15 protein-coding genes are annotated in these 15,448 nt (G+C 68.9%); 6 read left to right on the forward strand and 9 right to left on the reverse strand.

Features of this window, described 5'->3' with window-relative positions; translation table 11 throughout:
• Positions 1-70: 70 nt before the first annotated feature.
• The 3 genes from MWN33_RS07010 to gcvA all read right to left on the reverse strand — a co-directional run bounded on the left by MWN33_RS07010 (position 71) and on the right by gcvA (position 3,474).
• Positions 71-1,378, reverse strand: a complete 1,308-nt coding sequence (locus MWN33_RS07010; RefSeq protein ID WP_247199710.1) for an ATP-binding protein — start codon at positions 1,376-1,378, stop codon at positions 71-73.
• Positions 1,375-2,127, reverse strand: a complete 753-nt coding sequence (locus tag MWN33_RS07015) for a response regulator (protein ID WP_247199711.1) — start codon at positions 2,125-2,127, stop codon at positions 1,375-1,377. The genes MWN33_RS07010 and MWN33_RS07015 overlap by 4 nt, the downstream gene beginning before the upstream one ends.
• Positions 2,128-2,580: 453 nt before the next feature.
• Complete coding sequence (gene gcvA / locus MWN33_RS07020; RefSeq protein ID WP_247199712.1) at positions 2,581-3,474, reverse strand: transcriptional regulator GcvA; 894 nt, start codon at positions 3,472-3,474, stop codon at positions 2,581-2,583.
• A 187-nt stretch (positions 3,475-3,661) separates the two neighbouring features.
• Between gcvA and MWN33_RS07025 the strand changes: the two genes are divergently transcribed.
• The 3 genes from MWN33_RS07025 (at position 3,662) to MWN33_RS07035 (ending at position 6,015) form a co-directional block, all read left to right on the forward strand.
• Positions 3,662-4,489: an EamA family transporter gene (locus MWN33_RS07025; RefSeq protein WP_247199713.1), complete on the forward strand. Its 828-nt coding sequence runs from the start codon at positions 3,662-3,664 to the stop codon at positions 4,487-4,489.
• Positions 4,490-4,526: 37 nt separating this feature from the next.
• The gene (locus MWN33_RS07030) at positions 4,527-4,940 is read left to right on the forward strand and encodes a GFA family protein (protein ID WP_425531959.1); all 414 of its coding nucleotides are present in this window, start codon (positions 4,527-4,529) and stop codon (positions 4,938-4,940) included.
• Between the two features lie 169 nt (positions 4,941-5,109).
• Positions 5,110-6,015 carry an NAD-dependent epimerase/dehydratase family protein gene (locus tag MWN33_RS07035; RefSeq protein WP_247199715.1) on the forward strand — a complete coding sequence of 302 codons (906 nt, stop codon included), beginning with the start codon at positions 5,110-5,112 and terminating at the stop codon, positions 6,013-6,015.
• A gap of 16 nt (positions 6,016-6,031) precedes the next feature.
• Here the strand turns inward: MWN33_RS07035 and MWN33_RS07040 are convergent, their stop codons facing one another.
• From MWN33_RS07040 to MWN33_RS07065, 6 genes are all read right to left on the reverse strand, one after another.
• Complete coding sequence (locus MWN33_RS07040) at positions 6,032-7,228, reverse strand: glycosyltransferase (protein ID WP_247199716.1); 1,197 nt, start codon at positions 7,226-7,228, stop codon at positions 6,032-6,034.
• Positions 7,216-7,725: a hypothetical protein gene (locus tag MWN33_RS07045; RefSeq protein WP_247199718.1), complete on the reverse strand. Its 510-nt coding sequence runs from the start codon at positions 7,723-7,725 to the stop codon at positions 7,216-7,218. The genes MWN33_RS07040 and MWN33_RS07045 overlap by 13 nt, the downstream gene beginning before the upstream one ends.
• Before the next feature lie 336 nt (positions 7,726-8,061).
• The gene (locus MWN33_RS07050) at positions 8,062-9,036 is read right to left on the reverse strand and encodes a Bug family tripartite tricarboxylate transporter substrate binding protein (protein ID WP_247199719.1); all 975 of its coding nucleotides are present in this window, start codon (positions 9,034-9,036) and stop codon (positions 8,062-8,064) included.
• A 98-nt stretch (positions 9,037-9,134) separates the two neighbouring features.
• Positions 9,135-9,899 carry a GntR family transcriptional regulator gene (locus tag MWN33_RS07055; protein ID WP_247199721.1) on the reverse strand — a complete coding sequence of 255 codons (765 nt, stop codon included), beginning with the start codon at positions 9,897-9,899 and terminating at the stop codon, positions 9,135-9,137.
• Between the two features lie 93 nt (positions 9,900-9,992).
• Entirely contained in the window at positions 9,993-11,396 is a 1,404-nt protein-coding gene (locus MWN33_RS07060) for an MmgE/PrpD family protein (RefSeq protein WP_247199722.1), read from the reverse strand.
• A gap of 1 nt (position 11,397) precedes the next feature.
• Positions 11,398-12,210, reverse strand: a complete 813-nt coding sequence (locus MWN33_RS07065; RefSeq protein ID WP_247199723.1) for a phosphosulfolactate synthase — start codon at positions 12,208-12,210, stop codon at positions 11,398-11,400.
• Between the two features lie 110 nt (positions 12,211-12,320).
• Here MWN33_RS07065 and MWN33_RS07070 point away from each other — a divergent pair, with 110 nt between their 5' ends.
• Genes MWN33_RS07070 through MWN33_RS07080 form a run of 3 tightly spaced genes read left to right on the forward strand, consistent with a single transcriptional unit; the run spans position 12,321 to position 15,435 of the window.
• Entirely contained in the window at positions 12,321-13,394 is a 1,074-nt protein-coding gene (locus MWN33_RS07070) for an ornithine cyclodeaminase family protein (protein ID WP_247199725.1), read from the forward strand.
• A gap of 22 nt (positions 13,395-13,416) precedes the next feature.
• Positions 13,417-13,914: a tripartite tricarboxylate transporter TctB family protein gene (locus MWN33_RS07075; RefSeq protein ID WP_247199726.1), complete on the forward strand. Its 498-nt coding sequence runs from the start codon at positions 13,417-13,419 to the stop codon at positions 13,912-13,914.
• A gap of 33 nt (positions 13,915-13,947) precedes the next feature.
• Positions 13,948-15,435: a tripartite tricarboxylate transporter permease gene (locus tag MWN33_RS07080; RefSeq protein WP_247199727.1), complete on the forward strand. Its 1,488-nt coding sequence runs from the start codon at positions 13,948-13,950 to the stop codon at positions 15,433-15,435.
• Positions 15,436-15,448: the final 13 nt, after the last annotated feature.

Consider the following 15,448-nt stretch of genomic DNA (forward strand, 5'->3'; position numbering starts at 1 on the left):
AACGCGCTTGGTGGGGGAAGGTTCCGGCTCCGCGCGAATTTTTTCCGCGAGCCGCCGGATACCGGCGCCGTCAGGCCGACATTGGCTCCGGGTCGGGCGTGGAGCCGGGGAGGGCCGGCAGGCGGACGCGCTGTTCCAGCCCGCCGCCGGGAAGATTGTCGAGGGTCAGCGAACCGCCGTGGTTGAGCACGATTTCGCGGGCGATGGCGAGACCCAGCCCAGCGCCAGGAATGGACGAGCCACGCGCGGGATCGACGCGGAAGAAGGGCTCGAAGACCTGCGCCAGAAGCGCCGGCGGAATCCCCGGACCGTCATCCGCGATACGCACGAGGGCGCCCTGCGCATCGGTGCCGACCTCGACACGCGCGCCCCGTCCGTGGGTGGACGCGTTGATCGCGAGGTTGCGGATGGCGCGCTTGAGCGCCAGCGGGCGGGCCGTGACCGTTGCGGGCCCGGTGGCGGCGAGCGTCACCGGCAGGCCGATCCCGTCGAGTTCGCCGACCACCTCGTCCACCAGCAGGTCGAGCCGCAGCGGCGTCTGTGCCGGGCGCTGCACCTCTTCGCGCACGAGGCGGATGGCGCTGTCGGCGATATGGTCGAGCTCGTCGAGATCGGCGATCCAGGCCTCGCGCTGGTCCTCGTCGAGGAACTCGGCGCGCAGCCGCATGCGGGTCATCGGCGTGCGCAGGTCATGGCCGGCGGCAGCGACCATGCGGATGCGGCTCTCCATCGCCGCCTTCAGCCGCGACGACAGCAGGTTGATGGCGCGCGCCGCCACGCGCACCTCGGTCGGGCCGTCTTCGCGCAGCGGCGCCATCTCGCCCTGCGGGCCGATGGCGGCGGCGGTGCGCTCGAGCAGGGCGAGCGGCGCTGTGAGGCGCCGCACGGCGAACACCATGACGGCGGTGGTGCCGATCGCCAGCATCAGCGCCCATCCCACTACCGCCCAGCCCGGATTCGGCGGCGCCGGCGGCATGGGAACCGGCAGGAGCAACCAGCGCCCGTCCGGCAGCCGCGCCGAGATCACCGGCGATCCCCCGTCCGGCGGGTTGCTGACCACGACCTCGCCGACCACCGGCGGGCGCCCGCCTTTCATGCGATCGAGAGCGGCGTTGAGGCCACGCATCGGTAGGGTGGCGAGCGGCCCTCCGGCAGGAGCGGGGGAGGCGCCGATCAGCCGGCCCGGCGAGGCGGGCGGCGTGTCGGGATGCGCCTCGATCAGCCCGGCGAGCAGCACGAGCTGCGCGGCGATCGCGTCCTCCGTCGCCTCGAAATGCGGCGGCGTCAGCAGCGCGAAGGACAGGCCGGTGGCGAGCACCACCACCAGCACGACGCCGCCCACCAGAAAGCCCGTGAGCTTGGCGCGCAGCGTGTTCACGTCTCTTCCCTTGCTCGTCCGGCGCGCGGCTCGCCGGTCTCGACTTCCACGGCGAACTGGTAGCCGCCATTGCGCAGCGTCTTGAACATCTGGAAGCTGCCCGCGTCGCCGAGTTTGCGCCGCAGCCGGCTCACGAGGACGTCGACAGAACGGTCGAACGCCGCCGCGTTGCGGCCCTGCGTGATGTCGAGGAGCTGGTCGCGCGAAAGCATCCGCCCCGGACGTTCCAGAAAAGCCATGAGAAGGTCGAACTCGGCGGCGGTGAGGGGGACCTCCACCCCGTCGGCACTGACGACCCGGCGGGTGGCCGGAGTGGCGGTGAAGCCGGCGAAGCGGAAGCGCTGCTGGGGCGCGACGCCGGGCGCCTCGGCCGCCGAGGTCCGGCGCAGCACCGCGCGGATGCGCGCCACCAGCTCGCGCGGGTTGAACGGCTTGCCGAGATAGTCGTCGGCGCCGACTTCCAGCCCGATGATCCGGTCGACATCCTCCTTCAGCGCGGTGAGCAGGATGATCGGCACGCGCGAGCGCGCCCGCAGCGAGCGGCAGAAGTCGAGGCCCGAGACATCCGGCAGCATCAGATCGAGTACCACGAGGTCGATGCGCCCGCTGGCAAGGCAGCGCTCGGCGCTGCGGGCGTCCTCGGCCAGCGAGACGCGGAAGCTCTGCCCCTGGAGATAACGCCCCAGCAGCTTGCGGATTTCGTGGTCGTCGTCGACCACGAGCACATGCGGGTTTTCCACGAGCCTCATTCCGAAATCACGGTGTCCGGTGCCAGCCCCTAGCCTATGCCGGCGCTTCTTGCCGGGAAGAATGGCAACTCAGTGTTGCTGCGTGCCGCCCGGCAATCTTCGGACATGAAACTCATGATTCGGAAATGCCGGGACCTCCCGAGGAAATGCGAGGGCTTCAAGGTGTCCCCTGTCCGCTGCGCGCTCTGCGCAGGATACAGGGAACATCGCATGAATGGCGACCTTGGCCGCTCGACGCCCCACTGCTGGGGCGCCGCCACCCCCGCACGGAACCGCCGCGCCGCCGTTCCCCCGCCGGGAAAGCGCCGCCTCGTCGGGATGCGGCGCTGGCTGCTCCGTCCCTTTGAACGCGATATGCCTTCGCCCTGTCCGCACGGGACGGAAGATTCCATGTGCGAGGAATGCGCCTGGCAATGGGCGATCCGCTGAGCAGGATCGGTTGCCCGGCCCTGTTCAGGAGGAGGCGTGCAGGTTTCCTTCGCGCGCGATCCATCCGAGGAAGAGGGTGATGGGCTCCTCCGCCTGCCGCTCGTCCCTGACATAGCTGCAATAGCTGCGGGCGGGCAGGGAAGGGCCGGGGAGCGGGGTGACGAGGCGCCCGCGCGCCAGGTCGTCGGCGATCAGCGCCGTCGGCCCCATGGCGACGCCGATGCCGTCGAGCGCGGCCTGCAGCGTCAGGTAGAAGTGGTCGAGGGTCAGCGCCTCGGCGGGCTCAAGCCCGGCGACGCCGGCCGCCGCCAGCCAGTCGTCCCACAGCCTCGGCAGGCTCAGCGTGTGCAGCAGCGTGTGGCCGCGCAGATCCCCGGCGGTCCGCAGCGGCAACCGCTCCATGAGCGCCGGGCTGCACACGGGCAGCCGCTCCTCGCGCAGGAAGGGCCGGGTGGTGTAGCCGTAGAACGAGTCCGGCCCGCCCCGGATCACCACGTCATGAAGGTCGGGCAGGGATTCCAGCGGCTGGTTGGAGGTCTCCAACCTTACCCGGATCGTCGGATGGCGCTCGCGGAAGCCCGCGAGGCGGGGCACCAGCCAGCGCAGCGCGAAGCTCGCCGGCGCGTTGACGCGCAACACCGGTCCCGCCTCGTGGCCATATTGCGCGGTCGCGGCGGCGATGCGGTCGAAGGCCAGCCCGATCTCGGCGAGATAGGCGCGCGCCGCCGGGGTGAGCGCGACGCGCCGGTTATGCCGCTCGAAAAGCGGGGCGCGCAGCCACTCCTCCAGCAGGCGCACCTGCTGGCTGACGGCGCCCTGCGTCACCCCCAGCTCGGTGGCGGCGGCCTTGAAGCTGCCGAGGCGCGCGGCGGCCTCGAAGGCGCGCAATGCGTTGAGCGAGGGCAGGGAGCGGCGCATTCGCGTTAGATTTCCTATCCAGCGTTCGGCGAATAAATGGTTTGTCGGCCGCAGACGCAATAGGCAAGCTATTTCATGTCTGGTCGCCGGAGTGCCCGCCCTTGGTTTCTTCCCCTTGCCCTCCCGTCCCGTTCCGTCCGCGCATTCACCGGGGAGGGCGGCGTCCTGGCGGCTGCGGGGGCCTCGCGTGAGCCCGCTCGTCCTCGCCTGCGTGATGGGGGCGGCGCTGCTGCACGCCGGCTGGAATGCCGTGCTGCGTGGCGGCAGCGACCGCTTCTGGTCGATGACGCTGATGATGGTCGCCGTCGCCTGCGTGACCGGGGTCGGGGCCTTCCTCCTGCCGTGGCCGGAGGCGGCCGCGTGGCCCTATGTCATCGCCTCGGCGCTGATCCACATCGCCTATAATCTCGCCCTCGTGCGGACCTACCGTTCGGGCGACCTCGGCCAGACCTATCCGATCTCGCGCGGCTCCTCGCCCGTGCTGGTGGCGCTCGGCGCGGCGCTCTTCGCCGGGGAGGCGATCAGCCTCGCCTCGGCCACGGGCATTGCGCTGGTGTCGGGCGGCATCGTCTCGCTGGCCTTCCAGCGCGGCCATGTGCGGGCCGATTTCCTGCCCGCTGCCCTCACCACCGGCGTGCTCATCGGCGCCTATACCGTGGTGGACGGCATCGGCGTGCGGCTGGCGGGCAATGCGCTCTCCTACGTCAACGCCATGTTCCTGCTGTGGAGCCTGTCGATGCCGCCGATCTTCTTCGAGCTGCGCGGTCGCCCGCCGGCCTACCGCCCGGCGCAGACCGCTTCGGCGCTGGCGGGAGGCCTCGTCTCGCTCATCGCCTACGGCATCGTCATCTGGGCGATGCAGTACGACGCCATGGGCGTGGTCTCGGCGCTGCGCGAGACCAGCGTGGTCTATGCCGCGATCATCGGCCGGCTGTTCCTCAACGAGGAACTGACCCTCCGCCGGCTCGCCTCCTGCCTTGCCATCGGCGTCGGGGCCGCCTGCCTCGTGGCCTGACGGCCGCCTCAAAGGGAACCAGACCATGCGAGACGACATGGACCTTCGCACCGGCGGCTGCCATTGCGGCGCGGTGCGCTTCGAGGTGGCGCTGGAGGACGGCTTCGGCACGATCCGCCGCTGCACCTGTTCCTATTGCCGCATGCGCGGCGCTGTCGTCGTGATGGCGCAGCCGGGCGGGGTGCGGCTCCTCGCCGGCGAGGAAGCGCTAGCCAGCTACCGCTTCAACAGCGGGACGGCGGAGCATTTCTTCTGCGCGCGCTGCGGGATCTACACGCATCACCAGCGCCGTTCCGACAGCCGCCTCCATGCCGTAAACGTGGCCTGCCTCGACGGGGTGAGCCCGTTCGATTTCGCCGAGGTGCCGGTGATGAACGGCATCAACCACACCAGCGACACCGGCCTTCCTACCCGCCGCGCCGGCACGCTGCGCTTCGTCCCCGCCGACTGAACGGAAGGGCTTTTAGCGCCTGCGCCGTGCCCGCCTATCCAGCGTTGCAGCCGGTGGAGGGCGCTGCATGTGCCTCAGGCGCGCACGTGCGGAACAGCCGTTCACGTGAGGCGTCGCCCGCGCAAAGCCGGCGCCCCGTGCGGTTTGACTCCCGGCGGGCTGCACGCCTATGCGTGGAAGACGGGGACCTCGTCCCCGGCAGGGGGATGTTTTGACACGCAGGCTCTTGGTCACCGGTGGATGGGGTTTTCTGGGCAAGCATGTCCGCGCCCTTCTCGCTCGCGAAGAGCTGACTGTCATTGCGCCGCGCCGCGACGAACTGGACGTGACACGGGAGTTCCCCGATCTCGGCGCGTTCGACGTGCTCATCCACCTCGCGGGCCGGACCTTCGTGCCGGATTCCTGGCAACGGCCGGGGCTGTTCTGGCAGGTGAATGCCGGCGGTACGATCAATGCGCTCGACGCCTGCCGCCGTCACGGCGCGGCGATGGTCCTGGTGAGCGCCTATGGCTACGGCAACCCGGACAGCCTTCCGATTCCGGAAGAGACGGTCCTGCGCCCGACCAACCCCTACGCCTTCTCGAAGGTCGCCGCCGAGGAGGCCTGCCGCTACTACGCGAAGGATCTCGGCGTGCCTGCCGTCATATTGCGGCCCTTCAACATCTATGGGCCGGGACAGGACGAGCGCTTCCTCGTGCCCTCCGTTCTGCGGCAAGCTCTCGCCCCCGATGTGGCGGCCGTCGAACTGGCGGACTGCGCGCCGCGCCGCGACTATGTCCACATAGACGATGTCGCCCGGGCGGTGGTCACGGCCGCGCTGCGCGAGGAGAAAGCGGGCGTCTTCAACATCGGCTCGGGACGCTCTCACTCCGTAGGCGAGGTCGCGCGGCTGATCCTTGACGCGGCCGGGGTATCGAAGCCCATCGTCGACCGAAAGCAGACCCGGCCGAACGAGATCATGGACACCGTCGCCGACATCTCCGCAGCCGCCCGCGAACTCGACTGGCGGCCGCGCACGAGCCTTGAAGCCGGTCTGGCCGCCCTTGTCGCGGACGCCCGGCCGCAGGCCGTCTGACGGCGGCGGGCCGTCCTCAAGCGAGGCCGGGCGCGAGGGAACGATAGAGCTCCCAGGCCCGCTGGCGATTGATCTCCCGCGACCAGCGCCGGCGCACCGTATCGAGATTGCGCTCGGCAGCGCTGTCGACCAGCGCGTCGTCGGTGAGTGCCCTCGCGATGGCTTCCGCAATCTCTACCGTGTCGTGCGGGGAGACGAGGAGGCCGGTCTGCCCGTCGACGATCCACTCGTTCACGCAGGACGAGGAGGTCTGGATCGGGAAAGCGCCGACCGTCATGGCTTCCAGAACCGTCGTCGGGATGCCGTCGGAGATGCTGACGCCGACGACAATGCGGGCCTGCGCCATGCGCCGCATCGCGTCGTCCGGCGTGGCAAGGTAGGGCAGGGCTTCGATGTCCAGCGCAAAATCCGCGCGCATGCGCGCCGCCCAGCTCTCCACCGGCGGGGAGGGCGAGAGAACGCCGATCGGCACTCCTGCGAGGTGTTCGCGGATCAGCGCGAGGGCGGAAAGCGCCAGCAGCCCGCGCCCGGCCCAGTTGTGATAGCCCTTGACGATGATGCCGCGCCGCGTCGATGGCGGCGACATTGCCATGCCGGCCAGTTGCTCAATATCCGCGCCGCCCGTCGCCGGCATGGGTTCGAGAGAGGGCCCGCGATAACCGAAGCGGCGCGCATTCGCGGTGTCGCGGGCGCAGTCGGGCAGGAACAGGTCGATCTGCGAGCAGAACCGCCGCAGCACCTCCTGATGCGGCTCGAAGCGCCGGAAGAATTCGAGATCGCTTCCCCAGCACGAGGCGATCCATGGCGGCCTCTCCCCGCCCCCGGCGAGCGTGTCGAGGCAGAGATAGCCGGCGAGCTGGGTCTCCAGTGTGTGCAGGATGTCAGGACGGAACTGCCGCAGCACCGACTGGAGCCGGGCGGGCGAGGCGAGCCATTCCGGCCGGATGGTCCTGTGCGTGCAGCGCACGAAGTCCCAGTCGGCATAGGCCTCCATCTCCCGCCCCTCGCTGATCTGCAGCGGGTCCAGCACCCAGACGCCGGCGGAAAGGTCCTTATGTATGTCGGCGAGCCCGACGCGCCGGTAATGCTCCGGGGGAGGCACCAGAACATGCGTTACCGGAAAGACGAGGAAGGTCGTCCGCCCGTCGTCGATGGTCTCGATCCATCGGTGCAGATGCGGGCTGTTGTGCATGCCGACGATCAGGAGGCGCATGCGTCCGGCCTCCCGGTGAACGACGGCTCGGTCAGCGTCGGGTCGATGAGCCGGGCCAGGCTGCGTGCCATGACCGGCGTGTCGTTGCCGTCCACGACGAGCATGCCCCGCCGGGCGGAGAGCGGGGGAAAGATGACGCCCACCAGAGACCGCCGCGCGATCTTGCCGATCCAGCGTTCGAGAATGCGGCCGTCCTCGCGGACCGCGAAGACGATGTCGGCCCGCACCCCGCGCAGTTGCTTCTCGCCGTGAAGGACGACGGGCAGGCCATGATCGGAGCCGAACACCTCGATGGCGGAGAGCTCATCTCCCGCGCCGGTCGTGAGCGCGTGGATTTCCACGCCGGCCAGATGACCGGCGATCAGGTTCAGAACCGCCATGGCATGGAAGCCGCGCGAGGTCGCCGTTTCCCGCACATCCACGAAAAGGCGCCGTGGGGCCTGCCCGTGTCCGCCGAACCGGCGCAGCGGTTCGACGATGCGCTGAAAAAGGTTCAAGCCCTTGCCCCTGCTTTGCATAACCACCCTCCGCTTTGCCTTTCCGGGATTCGGAGGAGGGCATGTGTACGGCCGCGCTGCGCCCGGCTCGCCGCCAATGTTGCGGCACGCCTCGGGCAAGAGGAGGGCTGGGGGAGGTGAGGGCTGGCTTGTGCCGCGACCACGCCCATCGGCAGGAAGCCTTCCGGTGACGGATACGATCCGTCCTCCAAGCACGCCGGCCGGGCGTCGACAAGCGGTTTCGCCGCGACGCGCCTTTCGGCGGCCATCGCGCCGGTGTCCGTCATGGAGCGGCCGGCGGTTCCCCGCCGGCCTGCCTTTCGGGACGCGTCGCGCTCAGTTCTGGGTGACGCCGAACTGCTTGAGGAAGCCTTCCTGCTCGGTGACGAATTTGGCCATGAAGGCCCGGTAGTCCGCCTGGCTCATATAGCCGGCGACGAGCGCGTCGGCCTCGTATTCCTTCTTGAACTCGGGATTGGCGAGGATCGCCTGCACGGCCTTCTCCAGCTTGGCGATGGTCGCCGGCGGCACGCCCTTGGGCGCCGCGAGGCCGCGGAACTTGCGGATCACGTCCTTGTCAAGACCCTGCTCCTGGATGGTGGTCGCGTTGGGCAGCGCCGCGAGCCGGTCCGGGTAATAGACGCCGAGCACCTTCACCTTGCCGGCCTCGATATAGCTGTTGAGCTCCTGCAACTCGCCGACGCCGAGGTCGACGCTGCCGCCGAGCACGTTGATCAGCAGCGCCGCGCCGTCGTCCTGCGGAATGACGGTGGCCTTGGCGTCATTGGCGCTGTTGATGCGCTCCAGAATCTGCCGCTCCAGCGAGCCGGCGGTCGAGCCGCCCCAGCGCGCCTTGCCGGGATTGGCCTTCGACCATGCCACGGCGTCCTTCATCGTGTTGAACGGGCTGCCGGTGAGCGTGTAGATGATCTCCGGGTCGAAGAACACGTTCACCGCATAGTCGATGTCCTTGTAGGTGACGGGTGGCGCGCTCAGCAGCGAGGTCGTCACATGGGTGGGCGTCGTTGCGTAGAAAACCGAGCCATCCGGCTTCGCCTTGGCGAGCTGCGCCATGGCCTTCGCACCGCTGCCGCCGGCCCAGTAGTCGACGACGAAGGTAATGCCCATCTCTTCGCTCAGTGCCTTGCTGAGCTTGCGCAGGAACAGGTCGGAGCCCGAGCCCGGCTTGGAATGGGTCGTCAGCGTCACCGTGGTGACGGGATAGTCGTATTTGTTGGTCTGCGCGGAGGCGCTGCCCGCGCACAGCAGGGCAAGCGAGGCGACGAGGCCCAGTGCGATCTTCGACGGCATGTTTGTCTCCCTACGGTTGATGTCTCGCGTTCTCGCGAGTTATATCTTATATAAGAGTTGGTTTGCGTCCTGATGGCAACCTCTCGCGAGGTCCGGTCTCAGGTCAGTTCGACGACATATTCGTGAGCGTCGGTGAGGCACCGGCTCACACGCCACTCCACATACTGGCCGTCGATCGCCTCGGCGATGCGGTCGACCTCCAGCAGCGGCGTGCCGGCAGGCATATCGAGCAGCGCGCCGTCTTCCTCCGTGGCGGCGACGGCGGTCAGCCGCTCCACCACCTTGACCACCAGCACGCGGTAACGCCGCTCGATGATGCCGTAGGTCGTCTCCGGCATCAGCTCGCGGTAGAGGTCCGCCAGCCCCGGAAACAGATAGGCGGGCTGGGCGACGCGTTCGATGATCTTCGGGACGCCGCCGAAGCGCCGCACGCGCAGCGAACGCACCACCTCGCGCTGCCCGGCGGGCATGCGCAGCCGGGCGTGCTCCGCCTCGGTCGCCGGGGCCGTCTCGATCGACACGAAGCCGGTCGCCGGCGGCTCCATCGCCGTGCCGCTCTTCGGCAGCACGCGGAAGAAGTGGTAGGTGCTGTGGCGCATCGAGGAGGCGTTGACGAAGGTGCCCTTGCCCTGCTGGCGCACCACGAGGTTCTGCGCCGCCATCTCGTCCAGCGCCTTGCGCACCGTGCCCTGATGCACGTTGTACTCGGCGGCCAGGCGCATCTCGCTGGGCAGCACCTCGCCCGGACCCCACTCGCCCTTGATGACGCGCGCGATGAGCAGATTCTTGATCTGCGCATAGAGCGGCATCGACTCGGGCAGCAGGCCGGCGGGCGGGCGGGGCTGGGGGGAAGGCGGGCTCATGCGGCGTTCGCAATTTCCGTTTCGTCAGATTCGGTGTGACAGGAATGTCATAGCATTCCCGTCGCTTCTTGCGGACGCGCATGGCGCGCCCGTTCACGCACGGAACCGGCCGAGCATGCCCATGTCGGGGCATTCCCGAAGGTCGAGGCAGAAGCGCAGCAGGTCGTCGGCGAATTGCGGCGAGAGCCCGCCATAGGCGACGTTGCCCCGCGCCTTGGCCACCAGCTCGTCGCGGGTCAGCGGCTCGCGCGCGCCGCCGCGGAAATGCGGCTGGCGGTACTCGACCACGCGTCCGTCATCCAGCGTCACCTTGATATGGCCGCTGTAGTTGCGCGGGTATTCGTTGTTCGGGTCGATGACGTAGCGGATCTTGCCGGCGAGGGCGAGGATGCGCTCGTCCTTCGCCTTGGCGTCGGTGAACTGCTCCAGCCCGGCGTCGCCGTCGAAATAGCCGACCGCCATGCAGAAGGGCATGCTGAACTTCGCGGCATAGCCCGAGGGCGGACGGTGCTTCACCGCCAGCGGCTCCCACAGACGGTCGACCAGCCCCTCGCCGGTCTCGCACTCGATGGAGACGATGCGCTCGGGCGCGATGCCTTCCTCGCGGAAGCGGATCATGCAGTCGATGAAGGGGTGGATCATCGTCCCGCAGGCATAGGGCTTGAAGGCGATCTTCTCCATCAGCCATTCCTCGCCGAGCCCCTTGAGCAGCGGCTCGTAGTTCGGCTTGGCGTCGCGGCCGAACACCTTGAAGATGTTGCGGGCGCCCTCGAAGACGGTGCGCGGACCGAAATAGCCCGAGCGGCCGAGCAGCGCAGCGCGGTAGCCCGACTGCGCCGCCCAGCCCGGATGGATGCGCTTGGTCCAGGCGCCCTCGGTGAGGAACTCGCCGATGCCGGAGGCGAAGCTGCCGGAAATGCCGAAGGCAAGGGTGAGCTGGCGCGCGTCGAGGCCGAGCGCGACGCCCGCGCCGGCGGTGGCCCCCAGCGCGCCGATGATGCCGACCGGATGGAAGCCGGCCTTGTGGATGGCGCCGGGCACCACGTGATTGAACCGGCACACCATCTCCATGCCGGCGATCATGCCGCGCAGCGCGTCCTCGCCGGAGCGGTGGAAGCGCTCGGTGGCGGCCAGCACGGCGGGCAGCACCATGGCGCCGACGCGGATCGGCGCGCCTTCCAGCGTGTCGTCGAAATCCTCGCCATGCGTCGCCGTACCGTTGATCAGCGCGGCGCCGGCGGCGTCGAGCGGGCGGGAATGGCCAATGGCGGTGCACGCGCCCTCACCGTCCCATCCCTCGATCAGCGAGGCGATGTAGTCAGTGTTGCGGGCGGCGACGCACAGGCCCGTCATGTCGATCAGGTCGTTGATCGCCATCTCCTGCGCCTTCGCGCCCATGTCGTCGAGGGAGAGGCGGGTCAGGACGGCAGAGATGCTCTCGGCGAGCGCGGTGCCCTGGAAGCCGACGGCTTCCTCGGTGGCGGTGGCGTGCGACATGTCAGTTGTTCTCCAGGCTTCCGACGAGGCCGAAAATGTGACGCCCGCGGATACCCCGGCGGGCGAGTTCGAGTTCGATCACCTGATGGTCGTCGACATCGAGATTGACGCCGTTGCCAAAGGTGCCAATGTACCATTTCTGCGCGGCGCCATCCTTGGCCTGGAAGATCAGGTCCTTGATGTCGAAGCGGGCGGCGATGTTGAGGATGACGTCCCAGCGGCTCTTCTCGACGTCCTCGCTGATGCCGTCAGCCTGCACCAGCACCTTCCAGGCGCCGGCCTTCTGATAGGCCTCGATCTGCCGGGCGATGTAGGAAACGCTCTTGGTCCAGTCCTCGGCGCCCTTCTGGCCGGCTTCGGCGACGACCTTGAGGCCGGCTTCGCCCGCCATGCCGATCAGCCGGCACTTGTCGTCGAGCGACATCGCCACCTGGGCGCTGGAGACCTCCACCGCGTCGGCGCCGAAGGCCTTCACCTCGGCATAGAAGCGCCGCGAGACGCATTGCATGAACGCCGCCTCGGTAATGTCGCCGGCGAAGAACACCGAGATGCCGGCGTCCTTCAGCAGCGCGACCTTCCGGCGGACGAACTCCGGCCGCATCAGGCGGTAGGTGCCCATGCCGAACTTGAAGAAATCGATGTGGTCGCCCGCCGATTCGATGAGATCGGTGGCGCGGCCGATCCCCATGCCGCGATCGGCGACGATGGTGAGCCCGCTCTCGCGCGGCCGCGCCGGGCGAGGGGCCATGCGCACGAAGGAGAAGGCGAAGGGGTCGGCCTCCGCCGGGGGCGGCGGATCGTTCTTATTCGGCATTTCTCTCCCCGAGGACTTGTTTCGTGACTCATATCTTATATAAGACATAACAGTCGCGCAAGAGACGCGGCAGGAGTGCCGCTGGTGCTTACCCAGGGGGAGGAAACGGTTTGCTGGTACTGTCCAACGAGGACGCGGAGCGTCTTCTGTCGATGGGCGAGTGCATGGATGCGCTCGCCACCGCCTATCGCGACGCCGCCGAAGGTGCCGCGCTTAACGGGCGCCGCTCCGACATGCTGACGCGCACCGCGCGCGAGGATGCGGTGTACTGCCTCAAGCTGGTCGGCGGCGTGGTGCCGAGCCTGAAGATCGGCGCGCTGCGGCTCAATTCGGACATTCTCACCTTTCCCGAGGCCAATGGGCGCCGGCGCAAGGTGAAGGTGCCGGCCGCGCCGGGCGACCGCTGGGTGGGCCTCGTCATGCTGTTCAGCACCGAGACCGGCGAGCCGCTGGCGATCTTCCCCGACGGGGTGGTGCAGCGCTTCCGAGTGGGCGGGGCGAGCGGGCTGGCCGTGCGCCACATGGCGCGGGAGGATGCGCGGGTCGCCGCCATCATCGGCACCGGCTGGCAGGCCGGCGCGCAGGCGATGGCCGTGGCGGCCGCGCGTCCCATCGAGGAGATACGCTGCTTCAGCCCCAATCCCGAGAGCCGCGCCCGCTTCGCCGACGAGATGAGCGCGCAGCTCGGCCTGCGCGTGGTGGCGGCGCCGTCTGCCGAGGCCGCCGTCGCGGGCGCCGATATCGTGCTGTGCGCGACCAACAGCCTGCAGCCCGTGCTGCGCCATGAATGGCTGGAGCCGGGCATGCATGTCGGCTCGATCCGCGACCGCGAGTTGCCGCCCGAGGTGCTGAAGGCGGTGGACCGCGTGATCATTCACGACCCGGACAATATGGGCAGCGACCATCTGGTGATCGCCAAGGGGGTCGACTACCGCGAGGGCACCAAGGAGATCGTCGGCGATCCCGAGCTTCTCGCGCTGACCCGCTCGCCCTCGCTGGCTGAGCTCGTCGCCGGCAAGGTGCCGGGACGCGAGAAGCGCGAGGAGATCACCTGCTTCCTGAACTATCACGGGGTCGGCTACCAGTTCGCGGCGACGGGTGCCGTGCTCTACGCCAAGGCGCTCGCCGCCGGGGCCGGGCACGCGCTGCCGGGCGAGTGGTTCACCGAGACGGTCCATCCCTGAGCCCTTCGAGAGGAGCCGAACCATGCGAAGCCGTTTGGCCAATGCGGGCGTGGGACTGTGGGCGGGTCTCGTCCTCCTCGCCTTCTCGTTTCTCTACTGGATGCAGGCCGATGCGCTCCCGCGCAGCTCGCTGGGCGGCTCCGTCGGCTCTGACGGGCTGCCCAAGCTGCTGGGCGGCGCGCTCGCGGTGATGTCGTGCCTGCTGATCGTCCAGTCGCTGCTGGCGAGCCCCGAAAAGCGGCAACAGGACCGCGAGGGCCTGCCGAGCCGCCTGGAACTCCTGCGGGCGCTCGGCTTCTGGGTCATCGCCGCAGGGTTCGTGCTGGCGCTGCCGTGGCTGGGCTATCCGGTGGCGGTCGCCGCCGTGCTGCTGGCGATCGGCATGTATTACGGGCGCCGCCCTTCGGCGTGGCTCATCGGCTTCGCCCTCGCCGGCGCCGCCATCTTCTATCTCCTGTTCCACACGCTGCTCGGCGTGCCGGTGCCGACCGGCATCTTCATGGACCTTCTCGCGCGCTGAGGCGGCCGCCGCAGACGCGCTTCGGAGTGAAGCATGCAGAATTTCATCTACATGGTGGAAGCGATGGCTTCCCCGTCCATCATCGCCGCCGCCTTCGCCGGGTGCCTCTGGGGCATGATGGGCGGCTCGCTGCCGGGGATCAGCACCTCCATCGCCATGGCGCTGCTGCTGCCCTTCACCTTCGACCTCAATCCCTCGACGGCGATGGTGCTGCTCGCCTCGGTCTATGTCGGCGCCGAATATGGCGGCTCGATCCCGGCGATCCTCATCCGCACGCCCGCGTCGGGTTCGGCGGCGGCGACCGTCTTCGACGGCTACGAGATGCATCGGCAGGGGCGCAGCGGCGAGGCGCTCGGCCTGTCGCTGGTCGGCGGCACCATCGGAGGACTCGTCGGCCTCATCGTGCTCGCGACCTCGACGGAGACCGTCGCCCAGCTCGCGCTGCTGTTCACCCCGCCCGCCTATGCCGCGCTTGGCATCCTCGGCATCAGCGTGGTGGCCTCGGTGTCCTCGGGCGCCATGGTCAAGGGCGTGATCGCCGGCATTCTCGGCCTCATGCTCGCCACCATCGGCACCGATCCGATCTCCGGCGTCGGGCGCTTCATCTACGGGCAGGCCGACCTGCTGGAAGGCATCAGCATCATCCTCATCATGATGGGCCTGTTCGCGCTGAGCGAGCAGATGATGCAGGCCGGCCAACCGGACATGGCGGCCGATCCCGAGGCGCGGCGCTCCACGCGGCTGGTGCTGCCGAGCCTGAAGACGCTGTGGCGGCTGCGCGTGCCGCAGGTGATCGCCTGGGTACTTGGCCTGATCGAGGGGCTGATGCCGGGTGGTGGCGGCTCCGTCGCCTCTTTCATGTCCTACAACGAGGCCAAGCGCTGGTCGAAGGAGCCCGAGAAGTTCGGCCACGGCTCGGAGGAGGGCGTGATCGCGCCGGAGACCGCCAACAATGTGGTGGCCTCGACGGCGCTGATCCCGACGCTCAGCTTCGGCATTCCCGGCTCCAACTCGACCGCCGTGCTGCTGGGCGCGCTGCTGATCCACGGCCTCCAGCCCGGCCCGCTGCTGTTCGCGCGCCACCCGGAGGTCGTGTACGGGCTGTTCGGCGGCCTCTTCATCGCCAATTTCGCCATGCTGGCGCTCGGCGTCGTCCTGCTCTCGCCGATCATCTGGCTGGTGAACCAGCCCAAGCCCTTCCTGCAGGGCGGCATCTTCATCCTCATCATGTCCGGCGTCTATTCGGTGAACAACAGCACCTTCGATCTCGGCCTGGTGCTGGGCATCGGCATGCTGGGCTTCACCCTGCGCGCGCTCGGCTTCCCGCTGCTGCCGATGGTGCTCGGCGCGGTGCTGGGGCCGATGATCGAATCCAACTACCGGCGCTCGCTCATGATGGGCGGCGGCGATCTCTCCATCTTCGTGCGCGACCCGGTCAGCGCGGTGCTGCTGGGCCTCGCCCTGCTGATGCTGGTCACTTCCTTCATCCGGGAGAGCCGGCACGCGGGCAAGGCGGGCTAAAAGCCCGCCGGGC

The sequence above is a fragment of the Ancylobacter koreensis genome, from assembly GCF_023016525.1.
Taxonomy (GTDB): domain Bacteria; phylum Pseudomonadota; class Alphaproteobacteria; order Rhizobiales; family Xanthobacteraceae; genus Ancylobacter; species Ancylobacter koreensis.